This window comes from Bartonella sp. AC10YNML (assembly GCF_042196825.1).
Classification (GTDB): domain Bacteria; phylum Pseudomonadota; class Alphaproteobacteria; order Rhizobiales; family Rhizobiaceae; genus Bartonella.
On the sequence record NZ_JBHIRA010000018.1, the window covers coordinates 1 to 14,462 of the forward strand.

A 14,462-nucleotide genomic window follows, 5' to 3' on the forward strand; every position below is an offset into this window, starting at 1 on the left:
TCCAAGCCTTTTTAGCAGAGATAGAACGAGAGATAAAACAACTCTCTACAAAAGCTGCTTAACCTTATGGGGGTGTTTTGTTCCCCGCATATCTACGAGCACCCCCACCCTTCCTAACACTTTCAAGTAATGCGTGATTCACGAAATGGGTGAATTGCGTCTCAATGTAGGAGAAAAGATATGGCACCTCGTAAAGCTATCATAACGCAAGCAGACATTGCACGAGCTTTAAGAGAAGCAAAAAAACAAAAATGCGAACTCATAGAAATCAAACCTACCGGTGAACTGCTTATCTATCTTAAAGCAGATATCCCATTACCAAACTCAACAGCACATCCTGATAAAATATGGAATTTATCTCGTGATGATTATGAATTTGATATCGTCTTATAGGTGATCACCATGCCAAAACCACGCCCCCCTCATCTCGTTAAACAAATTACTCAACATGGCAAAATTGTATGGTATGTACGTATTGGTCACGGCAAACGCATTAGAATACGCGGGACCTATGGAACGCAAGAGTTTGTTGATAACTACAAAAGCGCACTTGCCGAATTACAAGGGCTTATACTTCCTAAATCCAAAACCGGTAAACTTGTTGAAGGGTCATTTGCATGGCTGCTTAAACAGTATTTAAACAGCTCTAATTGGCATAGCCTCTCTACAGTTACAAAAAAGCAAAGAGAATACATCCTTATGAAGATATGCGATTCCGTAGGAGATATCCCATACCAAGCAATTAATAAGAAACATATCATAGCTGGAGTTGAACGGCGTAAAGAAACACCAGCAATGGCTAGAGAATTTCTGAAAGTACTTAATGGGCTTTTTAATTGGGCGATTGACCAAGGTCTTTTGGAAAACAATCCAACTTTAGGGGTCAAAAAACCTCCTCTAAAAAATAAAGGGGGCTTTCCTGTTTGGACAGAAGAAGATGTTGAGAAATATTATAAAAGATGGCCTCATGGTACCCATGAACGTGTTTGGATTGATGTTCTTCTTTACACGGGGTTGCGCCGTGGTGACGCCGTTCGTATTGGTTGGAAAGATGTTAAAGATAATATCATTCATCTCAAAACAGAAAAAAGTAAATTCCAAACAGATGTTTTTCTCCCTATTTTACCGGAATTAGCCAAAACACTTGAAGCTGGTCCTATTGGTGAGGACACATTCATTTGTAGTAAACACGGGGGGAAAATACCTAAAGAAAGATTCGGAATTACATTTTATAATGCTTGTACCCAAGCAGGTATCAAAAAAACAGCCCATGGCTTAAGAAAATTAGCAGCAACACGCGCAGCTAATTCTGGTGCAACAGTATCACAACTCAAAGCAATTTTTGGCTGGACACATGATGCTATGGCATCTCTCTACACAAAGAGCGCAGATCGCAAAAAACTCGCTCTTGAAGCCATAAAAAAGCTTCAAAAAGATGGGGGATAGAGGAAAAAAAACGTAATAGAATCAGGATTCCTCAATTCCCCCATATTAGACATAACTATTTCATTTTACTTGCTGTTTAAATCCAATAACAGAATAATTCAAAGTTTATCAAGGATAATATCTTTTAATTCAAAGCCCATGAACTATGAGCAAAAGCATCGAATGTTCTTCCACCTGTCTCTCTGTTAGGACTCGGCGGCTTTCTAGTAAAGAAATATACAAAATATGCGATTAAAGCAAAAATCGCTGTCTCCATCCCCATTAAACCCGCAACTTTTTGGACATTTTTCTCAGCCCCTTGTCCTCCAAACTGGCTAATAATCATACCAACAGCTTTAATAACTCTATTTTCTTGTGTCATTACAGAAATAAAACCAGCATTTTGAAATCTATCATTTAAAGAATCAGCATTGGCTCTTAAAATCTGTGAAAAGAAAATCGCTACTGCAACAAAACATACTATACAATGCTTGAATATTTTCATCATAACCACCTAATTACAATATTTAATAAAATAAATTTTCTTTACCGCCCCCTCTAAATAGAAAACATTCCGTTATCTATCAATAAAGTATATTTATCTTATTACAATAAAAATATAATACAAAATTTAATTAATAATTTTATTTAAATTGTTAATTTTATATTATATTACACTTGCAATATATCCGTTACATGTTTATTTAAGAGTTGTCAATTATTTTATTTGTAATTTATACTATGTAATTTAATGATAAAAATAAATTTATTTTGTTGTTTTTATTATAAATTTATATTTATTATCATAACTATTATTATTTTATAATATAAAAATATCAATATATTGTTTTTTATTTACACGCAATGTTTTTATTTTTTTATATAATATAGTAAAATAAATATTTTTATAAAATAATTTTTTCTTAGTATAGATTAAGAAAAAATATTTGCCCCAGCTACAATTAGCGTAAACACCAGCTTAATTCTTTGATTGAAAAAGCTAAATTAAGTAAGATAAGGGATAACTTTGGTAAATGCGCCAAATCTAATGCCATAAGCTATTACACATTTCAACGATTTCACAGCCATACGTTTCTACAAAAACGTGGAATAATTTTAATAAAGTTCATTGTCTTCCACAATTATAACTTTCTAACATTAATATAATTCCACAACTTTAAGATAAAATAGAGAAATAAAAATGAATACACCTTCTTTCTAACCAAGATAAAATGATTAAAAATATAAATCATAAAAAATTTAATAATGTCCAATAAAAGCATTTTTGCACAAACCTTTGTAATGCTAATCGTTATACTTCTTCAGTTTATCAAAATGATAATCTAGAATAGCCGTAAAATGATGTGATCGTATATTTTTTGAGTTAATATGAAAAATTTATGGATATTCAAATCAGCTCATGCCCCTTTTCATCTTAGAAAATATATCAATCACGAAAATTAGCATAGATATATATTTTGGAAAAAATTTAAATAACGTTGATATGGATAGATTATTTGCTAGCAAACAATCTTCTCTATTAAATCAGAGTGTTCACTACTGTGATATTTTAATCTCAATTACGACAATACTTCAATAACAGTTTAAAATATAGATTCACTATAAGCTTAAAATAAAAATTTTGGAATTGATCATACATACAATGAATGAACCATAAAATACAAAAGTAATCATAACACTAGAAAATGAAAAAGCTTCTCACTCTTGTTCACTATTCCTTCCTCTCTCATTTTTTCTGTGTTATTTTTAAAGTCTTGTAAAAATATGAATTACATGCAAAAAAATTAGCCCTTTGTAATCTCTACGCCATCAATCACATTAGTTTTATTAATGATAAGCAATAACATCTGTATAGCTCTAAGCTTAGAGAACAACACCAGATTAAAGTATCATTTTTATTTATTGTAAAAGAGGATGTAAAACTCCATTTTTCTCTTATCATTGTTAAAAAAAATTGAAAAATGAGCTTATTAATATTAAAAAAATAGAAAATAATTTTTTACAAAATAATATCTTATTTAATTACTGTTTAAAATAACCCATTTAAAATAATATAAATATATTATGTTTATATTGTATATGTTTAAATTGTATATTTCTAATTAAATAATAATATTTATAATAACACTAAAATATTACATAATAAATATCTTTCTATTAAATAAAATCATAACATGAAATAATAAATTCACAGTAAAATTAAGTATAATTCTCTTAGTTTACCAGTACAACAAATAAATATATTTAATTATGTTATTGAACTCAGTTGCATTACCATCGTTTTTGCCCGCTTTGCTTAGTGGATCCTTTTATTTCCAAGCAATTATTAACTGAATTTTGACTGCTCAGCATGCTGAAAAATCTCTATGTGATTGTTGTCTTGATAATTGCTATCATGTTGTTTGGCGAAGCTCTTAGCTTTCTATCGGGCAACTTAAAAGCTTTATTCTGTCAATTTTCTTATTGTTTAAGCAAAAACTCATCCACGTAATAATATATTGAATGTACCAACAAAATCCGCACGAATAACCACATTTTGCACATATAAAAATTACCCATCTTTGACAATTTTTTAGCATTATATTAGCATTATAAACGTAACAAAAATAAATTTTGCTCAGATGAGAAAACACTACTAATATTGTACACCATCTTACCATGGCTTTTGTCATCAAGCTGCCATCTAAACTCAAACTAAAACTGATCTAAAACCAAGAAATTTAACTCTCTGATTTCTGTTGTAAATTCTTTGCTCAGAGCTATAGAACTACAACTGATTTTATGCATGAATATGTCTAATAAAAAATCCTCATGTGTAAATTTTACATGCCCTATACCACCAGCATAAATAACGATAATCTATGCTATAATAGAATTATTCACTCAATTTTTTATTTTTATAATCATGATGACTTTTATATCATCCCCCTAATCCATTAAATTTAATAATTGTTTTCTTATAGATTATGAAAGTCATGACTATAGAAAGAAAAGTGCTCGACAGAAGATATCCAATATTCCATTCGCCTTTACCAAGTAACAGGGATACAGGAAAAGAAGCAGAAAAAGCCATGGGAAGCATAAACAAAAGCCATTTTACAATGCTTGAGGGATAAATTCCTATTGGTACAAATGAAAGCTCGTAAATCATTTCATGAAAATATTCGACAGGCATCTTACGGCTAATAATAAATGTCACAAAATTAAACGTCATGAAAAAACAAATATTGACGATAAAAACACAAAATATTGCAACAATAAAAGAGATCCATCTGAGCTTAAGATCATACATATCTGGTAATGATACGAACAAATAGGCACTAACATAAAGAACAAATAGCTTTATCAGATTAAGTGGTTTGCACCAACCAAACAACATCAACAACCAGATTGAAACAGGCTTTATCAAGTAGGGTTCAATTTTACCATCCGCTACTTTTTCAAAAAACGTTTCAATAGAATGAGTAAAAATATTCAAAAATATCCCAAGTAAAACAAAGACAACAAAGATAAAATGAATTTCATCTCTGCTATAGTTACCAATCTTTCCTGAAAAAGAAGATATTCTATCAATAAATATGAATTGAATAAAATAATAGCATAGAGAAAGAATAAACTCCCCAGCCAAATTCTTACCATAAACAATCTGTCGGCAGATATTCAGGCTGATAAAATGAAGGATTATTTTCATCTCAACCGCCCGCTCCATAATACATCTTCATTCCTTTATTCCAAGCAATATGAATTAAGCATAAAAGACACAAAATATAAGCAAAACTTCCGAAAAAAAACTGCTGAAACAACGCTAAATTTTGCGTCGCGAAAAACTCGGCAGGAGCTGATATCATGAAACGATAAGGATTAAATTGCATGAGCGGAATAAGCCACACCGACCAAAAAGATGGTGGTAAAAGAACACCCCCAAGAAGCGCTGAACTGAGAATACTGAAAGAGAGTAATATATTGTACTCAATCACCCAAAAACTTAATAAGGCAATCCCGAAAGAGAGTAAAAAACAAAGCAATTGTGATAGAATAACAACCAGAAAAAAGAACAGAAAAGAGATGACCAATCCCAGAATATTTTCATAGGATAAAACAAGCTTTGCAACAAAAAGAGCCAATAACGGAATGCAATATAATACACTCTCTCCTAAAAAAGTAAAAAGTATTTGTGTCATATAACTAAAGGGTTTTGTGAGATAGACTTCTAATTGACCTTCCCTAACATGATGAGAAAAAAACTTAATCACATTATAACCATTATTTAAACGTCCTAAGACTAAAGCAAAAGCATAATAATACATCATATCATGAAAGCTAAAGCCATTTATGGTGTTTCCCATATCAGAGAAAAGTGCATTCCATAATAGAAGTTGAATAATAAATGGCGAAAGTGTCCCAATGACAATATCAGTAAAAAACATGGCTCTATCACTTAGAATAGAGAGTAATCCATTCCTTGCATAAAAAAACATGCCAAAACAATAATTAAATAAATTCTTTAAATTTAACACGGAGCATCTCCTCAAATGAGGGAGTGGACACAGAAAACGTACAGTTGAATTTAGTTGTCATTTCCCGTATGAAATGCGAATAATCTCCACGAGGTAACGAAATTTCCAATGAACATTCTTCATTGTTCAGTTTTTTATTTTTTAAAGGAGCGGACAATTTTAACGAAAGTTCATCCATTCTCTTTACAACAGCATAAAGCGCCTGCAAGTGTTCACAAAAAAATGTCACTTTCACCAAAGAAGGAAGCATATTTTTAAATGCATCAATATCACCGTAAAAGTGTTTGTTTCCTTTATGCAAGAGAAGAATATCATCAACGTAACCATCAATATCCCCCATATCATGACTTGTGATGATGTATCCCATCCCTCGCTCTCTTTTAAGTTTTGTAAGTAGCTCCCTAATTTCATGCTTAGAAGTAATATCAAGACCAATAGTTGGTTCATCTAGGAACAATAATTTAGGTCTAAAAGATAAATTAAATGCCAATTCACTTTTGACTCTCTCACCCAAACTCAGCATTCGCACTGGCTTGTCCATGATATGCGCAATACCAAGCAACTCTGCAATCTCTTTAAGGTCGCGGATAAAAGAGGTTCGTTCAATACCATATAAGGGTTGCACCATATCCAAACTGTAACGTAGAGGTAAATCCCACCATAAACAACTCTTATGACCAAAGACCACCCCCAACTGTCTAAACAGATCTTTCTTGGTTTTATACGGATTAAATCCCAAGACTTTAACACTTCCCTTATCAACGAATTGTATACCAGCAAGTATTTTAATCAGTGTTGATTTACCTGCCCCGTTAGCTCCGAGGATAGCAAGAGATTGTCCTGAAAAAAGGGTAAAACTGATATCTTTCAGCACGTGATAATTCGTATATACTGGCTTAAAGAGAGAAAGCACTCTGTTTTTGAAAGAAGTTCCTCTGTCCATGCTACGGTATATTTTTGAGACGTTATTAACGTCAATCAATAATGATCCCATCAGTCACTCCTCATTTCAACTTATCCCCTCTTGGAATGTTCCCATAATCTTTGAATATCTGTTTTTTCACTGGAAAAAACGACCATGTTCTCCCCCTCCTAAAGAGCAATAAACGCACCTAAAGCTTTAATCTCCAATTTTTGGTATAGCATATTTCTTCAATCTGATGCATTCACTGAAATAAAGCATTAAGAATGCTAAAAGTTGTTTCTTCTTTTACGAAAGAAAATCTTTCGAACAAATTCAGATAAATTAAGTAGAAAAATAATTGATCATCGAAAGGAGAGCTTTGTTAATAAATCTTCATGGTGTAAGCAAAGGTACAAATAGTAAATCTATCATAAGTATATCAAATCACATTGATAACAAAACAAACCTCCTTAACAACAGGATTTTTTTGAGAGGCTACTTTTCCTCAGCATTACTATAAAATGCCTCAATTATCTCCCATGAAAAATTAAAAAGCGCCTTTACACATTTCAGCAAATATCCTTCAGATTTTATCTCATTCATCTTCCTCAACAGACACGCCTCCCCAATATACAGCCCTACAGATAAATTCAAAGGAGCAGCTTCATCAACTCAGATTATTAAACGATACACCTTATCTAGAGATAATAATACAATCAATATGGATAAAGAACTGTAGAAAGAAAATTTATGATATTTCAAAATTCATCACTCAAAAACACCATTTTCTCATAGCGATTACTAAAGCTCTCTTCAAATGAAGCCCTATCCATCTCATCAAATTTATAGACAAAATTTTTACCAATCAAAAAGGATAAACGAAGCTTTTTTACTCTGTTTCAGCATCACTCTCATTAAAAGACAAAAGATTAAAACTTTGAACCATATGAGGTGGTAAAGGTGCAACAATGTCCAATATTCCTCCTGAAGGATGAGGAATACGAATACGACGTGCATGAAGATGAAGACGATTTTGAATTCCTCCTGGTAATGTCCAATTACTATCAGAAAAAAAATATTTTGAATCGCCAATGATAGGATGATCCATATGGGCAGCATGAACACGAAGCTGATGTGTTCTCCCTGTATAGGGTTCCATTTCAAGCCACGAAAGAGCCCGCCCTCGCGTATCTAAAACGCGATAGTAGGAAACCGCATGATGTGAATCTGGCTCCCCATGTTCACAAACACGCATTTTGTCACCTTGTGCAGTCATTTCCTTAACCATCCACGTTGAAATTTTATCCTGCTTTTTTTTAGGTACGCCCCGAACCAACGCCCAATAAGTCTTTTTTGTTTCTCGCGCTCTAAAAGCAGCTGTTAAGGACTGAGCAGCTCCCCTTGATCGCGCAACAATAAGCACACCCGACGTCTCACGATCAAGACGATGAACCAAACGCGGCTTTTCACCTTTTTTATTGCGCCATACCTCAAGCATACTGTCCATATGACGTGTTAAACCAGAGCCTCCTTGGACAGCCAATCCAGCAGGTTTGTTAAAAACAAATACTTTTGGATCTTCATAAAGCAGCATTTTTTTTAAAACGGTCCCATCATCCTGCCCACGAAGTGTTTTATCCGTTATTGAAAGATTTTCTTTGTCATTAATAGGGAGAGGTGGAATACGGACAGCCTGTCCCATACAAAGACGCGTATCGGCTTTAACACGTCCACCATCAACCCGTATCTGACCAGAACGCAACAGTTTTTGCAAGACTCCAAAACCAAGTCCTGGATAATGCACTTTAAACCAGCGATCTAAGCGCATTCCATTTTCATCAGCCTCAACTTTTTTTATTTCTACGCCTGCCATGAAAGTTCCCTTGCCTGATAATTTTATTGATCTATTTTTGCGCCTTTATAAGCACAAATATAAACACAAAAATTCATATTTTAGTTGGCTTTATCACACCATATTACAGTTAGTATCCAAAATTGCCTTTTCTTAACGTCCAAATTTTATTAGCTAAAAATTAAGCGTTATAAAAAAATCAATACCTTTACGCTTAACAGCGAATGGAGATAATTAACAGTGTCCTTATTCAAAACCTATGCACGTGTTCTCACTTACCTAAACAGAGAAAAAAATGCATCCCTTTTAATCTGTACCGCTAATGTTATGTTAGCGATTATCACCATTGCAGAACCTATTTTATTTGGACGGGTTATCGATTCTATTACAGAAAAAACAGGTATCATCTCTACTCTTGCCATTTGGGTTTGTTTTGGACTTTCACATATTATCGCTTATGTCCTTGTTGCTCGCGGTGCAGACCGCTTAGCCCATAGACGTCGCTTAACGGTTTTAACAGAATCTTTCGAACGTATCATTGCCATGCCGTTAATTTGGCATCAACAACGCGGAACGTCTAACGCACTCCATACACTTTTGCGCGCTATAGATTCCATGTCAACCATATGGCTTGATTTTATGCGACAACATCTCTCAACGCTTGTCGCCTTATTGGTTCTCATCCCCATAGCCTTTAATATGAATTGGCGCCTTTCAATAGTCTTGGTTGTGCTTGCCATCATCTATATATTAATTGCACGTTTAGTGATGCGAAAAACAAAAGACGGACAAGCCGCTGTAGAATGCTATCATCATAACCTTTTTAAACACGTCAGTGATTCAATCTCTAATGTTTCCATTGTACAAAGTTATAACCGAATAAAAGAAGAAACTTTCATACTGCACCAACATACAAATGCTCTGCTTAAAGCACAAAATCCTGTTCTCAATTGGTGGGCGCTCGCCAGTGGCTTAAATCGAATGGCTTCAACGATTTCAATCGTTTGTGTTCTTCTCCTTGGAGCTTTTTTTGTTGCAAAAAGTCAATTACGAGTAGGTGACGTCGTTGCTTTTGTTGGATTTGCACAACTCATGATTAGCCGCCTAGACCAAATGAGCAATTTTATTAATTGTGCAATATCCTCACAAGCAAAACTGCAAGAGTTTTTTGAAATGGAAGACTCAACCTTTCATATCAACGAACCGCAGAATCTTCCCTCCCTCCAAAATGTTAAAGGCACCATACAATTTCATCACGTGACCTATAAATTTCCAAATTCTTCTCAAGGTGTTTTTGATATTTCTTTTGAGGTTAAAGCAGGACAAACTGTTGCGATTGTAGGACCAACAGGAGCTGGAAAAACAACGTTGATCAATCTGTTGCAGCGCGTATACGACCCTACCTTTGGGCATATCTCCATTGATGGAATAAATATATGCTCGATCAATCGCGAATCTTTACGCAAATCTCTAGCAACAGTATTTCAAGACTCAGGTCTTTTCAACCGTACTATTCATGACAATATTTCAATAGGAAAAGCGAGCGCAACGAATGAAGAACTTTATGAAGCAGCAAAAATAGCAGAAGCTCACGATTTTATTCTAAAAAAAGCTGATTATTATAACACAATGGTGGGCGAACGAGGATCTCAATTATCAGGTGGAGAAAAACAGCGACTAGCAATTGCACGCGCTGTTTTAAAAAATGCCCCTATTCTCATTCTAGATGAAGCAACAAGCGCTCTTGATGTTGAAACAGAAGCACGTGTCAAAAATGCCCTTGATTGCATAAGCCATAATCGCACCACTTTCATTATAGCACATCGCCTCTCAACAGTACGCAATGCTGATGTAGTACTCTTTCTAGAACATGGTCATTTAATTGAAAAAGGAAGCTTTCAAGAATTAATCGAGAGAGGCGGACGTTTTTCTCAATTCTTAAAAGCCAGTGGTTTAACAATCAAACCACCAGAAATAGAAGGAGAAAATGAAAACGTCATCCTCTTACATGAAGCCATAGCATCATAAAATTGATACTCTTCACAAATCTCATGTAAGAAATACCTCTTCAATACACCAAAAATACTTTATTGATACAAATAAAAGGTTACTAAGAATATCACAATCCATTTTTGACGCGAGATCTTTGAAAAAAGATTAAAACCATTTCGCACTTTTTCTACTGTTGAAATTTTACTCGATTGGAACAAAATTATTGCGTATATCTTTGCATATTAATGAGTATACAATCGAATTTAGGGGAAAATGCAAAGGTAAAAAAGCTTCCAGTTTTACCATCTTCTTTTAACTCAGCTTTACAACCTTCAAAACTATCTAAAACAGTGTTTTTTTAATAATGGATATGACATATTGCTTCACACTTTTGTTTATCATGTTTTTTGTAGAAGCCCCCCTCGCCAAGAACAAAATGTCATTGTGTTGTACATTCATCACGTGCTTTTTTAAGAAATATTTCTCAATACTCCTAAGCCTATTTTTCACAACAATCCCTGTGAATGGTTTTGATTGATTCAACATACATAGATTTAAAATGAGAAAATCCTACGAATATTTGGAGCTCTTATTCAAGATATAAAACAATAAATTATCATTATAAATCAATGCATTGAGTAAATAGCATCATAATAAATCAGACATTAATATACCTCTTTAAATTTATGCGATATTCCTTTTTATAAAATAGGATAGAGATGTTTCTTTAAAAAAATCTGTAAGAGCCACACAATGACTGCTCTTCTTCGTAAAAATATACCAAAGTGTAAAATGCTGCATAATCTTTCTTATTTTGAAAGGTAACTCCCAAAACTCTTGAAAAACATAAAATCAAATGAAACAGTGATGATAAAGATAAACACTGTTTTTATCTCTACCGATTTTGTACAAACCCCCATTACGCTATATCTGGATTTCAGCAAGACATAAGACAGATACTCGTGATACTTATACACCAATCCAACATAAAAATGTCAAAAACACCAATGAGAAAAGATTTTGCTTTTTAAATTTTTTCAAGAAAATCTTTTAGTGCTGCAAATGCCTCACTAGCCTTGTTTCCCTCAGGACCACCAGCCTGCGCCATATCAGGACGACCACCACCACCTCGACCACCAAGCACAACTGAAAGAATACGAACGAGATCAACAGCATTCAACTTATCCGTTAAATCATCCGTAACGCCAACAACAGCACTGCCTTTTCCATCCTCCGAAACACTAATAAAAGCAACGACTCCAGACTCAATTTGTTTTTTTCCAGAATCGACGAATGCCTTAAGATCCCGTGGTAAAATATTTTTGACAATGCGTCCGAGAAAAGAAAGCCCATTAATGATGGTAATATCATCTTGACTACTTTCTGTTATACCACCACTCAACACCATTTTTTTGCGTACATCATTCAACTCTTTTTCAAGTTTACGACGATCATCAAGCAAAATTCGCACCCGTTCTTCTAAACCAGAAGAAGACGTTTTTAAAAGATCAGCGATCTCATGAATACGCTCATCTTGGCGACAAAGATAAAAACGTGCTTCTTGGCCAGTTAAGGCTTCAATACGACGTACTCCTGCTGAAACAGAACTTTCAGAAACAATATGGATCAAACCAATATCGCCTGTTCGCTCCACATGTGTGCCCCCACAAAGCTCTATTGACCAATGCTTTTTTAATCCCTCTTGGTGACACTGTTTCCCCATAGAAACAACGCGAACTTCATCACCATATTTTTCACCAAATAATGCCATGGCTCCTTTAGAAATGGCTTCATCCACGTCCATGAGATGCGTTACGACCTTACTATTTTGCAAAACAATCTCATTGGCTAAATCTTCTATTTTTTTCAATTCTTCCAAAGAAACAGACTTTGGATGAGAAAAATCAAAACGTAACCGATCTGGCGATACAAGAGAGCCCTTTTGAGTAACATGGTCCCCCAATATTTGCCGTAAAGCCTCGTGTAATAAATGGGTAGCAGAATGATTTGCACGAATTTTTTTACGACGAATACCATCAACGGTTAATTCTACACAATCAGACCTCGATGCCTGACCAGATTTTACTTCTCCAATATGGATAAAAACACCATCACCCTTTTTCTGAGTATCATGCACCTCAAAAACAAAATCTTCACCAGAAATGATACCGCTATCACCAATTTGACCGCCAGATTCACCATAAAAAGGAGTCTGATTTACCACAAGAATGGCTTTTTGCCCCGAAGAAATATGATCAACAATTTTACCATCACACACAAGAGCTGTAAGAATGCCTTCAGCTTTTTCTGTTTCATAACCTAAAAATTCTGTAGCCCCTACCTTATCACGAACAGAAAACCAAATTGTCTCCGTTATAGCTTCACCAGAACCAGACCAATGAGCACGCGCTTCCTCTTTTTGGTGTTCCATCGCTTTATCAAAAGCATCAACGTCAACAGATATTCCGCGACGCCGAAGAACATCTTGCGTCAAATCAAGCGGAAAACCATAGGTATCATAAAGCTTGAAAGCAACTTCACCATTTAAATGATCTCCCTCTTTAAGAAGACTACTCGCTTCATTTAACAAACCAAGTCCTCGTTCAAGTGTTTTACGAAAGCGTATTTCTTCTAACTTCAAAATTTCTGAAATCAAAGACTCAGCACGCACTAATTCAGGATAGGCTTGTCCCATTTCGCGAATTAAAGCAGGCAAAAGCCGCCACATTAAAGGCTCTTTAGCACCAAGAAGATGGGCATGACGCATAGCACGACGCATAATGCGACGTAAAACATATCCTCTTCCTTCGTTGGAAGGAAGAACACCATCAGCAATCAAAAATGCGCACGAGCGAAGATGATCAGCAATAACACGATGGCTGGCAATAAAATCACCCTTTGCCTCAATCCCTGTAATTTCTTCTGAAGCAGCAATTAATGCACGAAAAAGATCAATGTCATAATTATCATGAACACCCTGTAAAACAGCAGCAATACGCTCTAACCCCATGCCTGTATCAATAGAGGGATGAGGTAAGTCAACACGTTCTTCCTTGGAAATCTGCTCATACTGCATAAAAACAAGATTCCAAATCTCAATAAAGCGATCCCCATCTTCATGAGCACTTCCAGGAGGACCGCCCCATATTTCATCACCATGATCATAAAAAATCTCTGAACAAGGACCGCAGGGTCCTGTATCTCCCATCGCCCAAAAATTATCAGCCGTCGCAATACGGACAATTTTTTCATCTGGAAGACCTGAAATTTTACGCCACAGTTCAGCAGCAACATCATCACTCTGATAAACTGTCACCAACAGTTTATCTTTTGGCAGGCAAAATTCTTTTGTTAAAAGGTTCCATGACAAAAAAATGGCTTCTTCTTTGAAATAATCACCGAAAGAAAAATTACCCAGCATTTCAAAAAATGTATGATGGCGTGCCGTATAACCAACATTATCAAGATCATTATGCTTTCCACCCGCACGAACACATTTTTGTGCCGTTGTTGCCTGCTTATAAGGGGGCTTTTCAAGTCCAGTAAAAACATTTTTAAACTGCACCATTCCTGCATTTGTAAACATAAGTGTAGGATCATTACGTGGAACAAGTGAGCTAGAAGAAAGAACTTTATGCCCATTACGATGAAAATAATCCAAAAATGTTGACCGAATGTTATTAACACTATTCATACCGACACCTGCTCAATACAGTACAAAACCATAAAAGAAAAATCCCCCTCATTAAAT

9 protein-coding genes are annotated in these 14,462 nt (G+C 34.7%); 3 read left to right on the plus strand and 6 right to left on the minus strand.

The features are described from left to right. Positions 1 to 180 precede the first annotated feature (180 nt). Positions 181 to 393, plus strand: a complete 213-nt coding sequence (locus ACFINA_RS07990; protein WP_375610653.1) for a hypothetical protein — start codon at positions 181 to 183, stop codon at positions 391 to 393. A gap of 9 nt (positions 394 to 402) precedes the next feature. Then, positions 403 to 1,446 (plus strand): tyrosine-type recombinase/integrase, encoded by a 1,044-nt coding sequence (locus ACFINA_RS07995; RefSeq protein WP_375607178.1) that lies wholly within the window; start codon positions 403 to 405, stop codon positions 1,444 to 1,446. 124 nt (positions 1,447 to 1,570) lie between these two features. Here the strand turns inward: ACFINA_RS07995 and ACFINA_RS08000 are convergent, their stop codons facing one another. The 5 genes from ACFINA_RS08000 to ACFINA_RS08020 form a co-directional block, all read right to left on the minus strand. After that, the gene (locus ACFINA_RS08000; protein ID WP_375606730.1) at positions 1,571 to 1,930 is read right to left on the minus strand and encodes a hypothetical protein; all 360 of its coding nucleotides are present in this window, start codon (positions 1,928 to 1,930) and stop codon (positions 1,571 to 1,573) included. Between the two features lie 2,436 nt (positions 1,931 to 4,366). Further along, positions 4,367 to 5,155, minus strand: a complete 789-nt coding sequence (locus ACFINA_RS08005) for an ABC-2 family transporter protein (RefSeq protein WP_375610423.1) — start codon at positions 5,153 to 5,155, stop codon at positions 4,367 to 4,369. Further along, positions 5,139 to 5,963 (minus strand): ABC-2 family transporter protein, encoded by an 825-nt coding sequence (locus ACFINA_RS08010; protein ID WP_375615385.1) that lies wholly within the window; start codon positions 5,961 to 5,963, stop codon positions 5,139 to 5,141. Before ACFINA_RS08010 ends, ACFINA_RS08005 begins: the two co-directional genes overlap by 17 nt. After that, on the minus strand, positions 5,938 to 6,957 hold the full coding sequence (locus ACFINA_RS08015) for an ATP-binding cassette domain-containing protein (RefSeq protein ID WP_375606698.1): 1,020 nt from the start codon (positions 6,955 to 6,957) through the stop codon (positions 5,938 to 5,940). Before ACFINA_RS08015 ends, ACFINA_RS08010 begins: the two co-directional genes overlap by 26 nt. 799 nt (positions 6,958 to 7,756) lie before the next feature. Then, complete coding sequence (locus ACFINA_RS08020; protein WP_375615386.1) at positions 7,757 to 8,740, minus strand: RluA family pseudouridine synthase; 984 nt, start codon at positions 8,738 to 8,740, stop codon at positions 7,757 to 7,759. Between the two features lie 219 nt (positions 8,741 to 8,959). On the opposite strand from ACFINA_RS08020, the gene ACFINA_RS08025 reads away from it, so the two are divergent. Next, entirely contained in the window at positions 8,960 to 10,747 is a 1,788-nt protein-coding gene (locus tag ACFINA_RS08025) for a glucan ABC transporter ATP-binding protein/ permease (protein WP_375615387.1), read from the plus strand. A 991-nt stretch (positions 10,748 to 11,738) separates the two neighbouring features. Here ACFINA_RS08025 and alaS read toward each other — a convergent pair. Then, a complete protein-coding gene (gene alaS, locus ACFINA_RS08030) occupies positions 11,739 to 14,405 on the minus strand; it encodes an alanine--tRNA ligase (protein ID WP_375615388.1) in 2,667 nt (888 codons plus the stop codon). Positions 14,406 to 14,462 lie beyond the last annotated feature (57 nt).

Excerpts from the sequence above, each read along its gene's own strand:
- ACFINA_RS07990 (WP_375610653.1), top strand. The coding sequence starts at position 181 with ATGGCACCTCGTAAAGCTATCATAACGCAAGCAGACATTGCACGAGCT.
- ACFINA_RS07995 (WP_375607178.1), top strand. The coding sequence starts at position 403 with ATGCCAAAACCACGCCCCCCTCATCTCGTTAAACAAATTACTCAACAT.
- ACFINA_RS08000 (WP_375606730.1), bottom strand. The coding sequence starts at position 1,930 with ATGAAAATATTCAAGCATTGTATAGTATGTTTTGTTGCAGTAGCGATT.
- ACFINA_RS08005 (WP_375610423.1), bottom strand. The coding sequence starts at position 5,155 with ATGGAGCGGGCGGTTGAGATGAAAATAATCCTTCATTTTATCAGCCTG.
- ACFINA_RS08015 (WP_375606698.1), bottom strand. The coding sequence starts at position 6,957 with ATGGGATCATTATTGATTGACGTTAATAACGTCTCAAAAATATACCGT.
- ACFINA_RS08020 (WP_375615386.1), bottom strand. The coding sequence starts at position 8,740 with ATGGCAGGCGTAGAAATAAAAAAAGTTGAGGCTGATGAAAATGGAATG.
- alaS (WP_375615388.1), bottom strand. The coding sequence starts at position 14,405 with ATGAATAGTGTTAATAACATTCGGTCAACATTTTTGGATTATTTTCAT.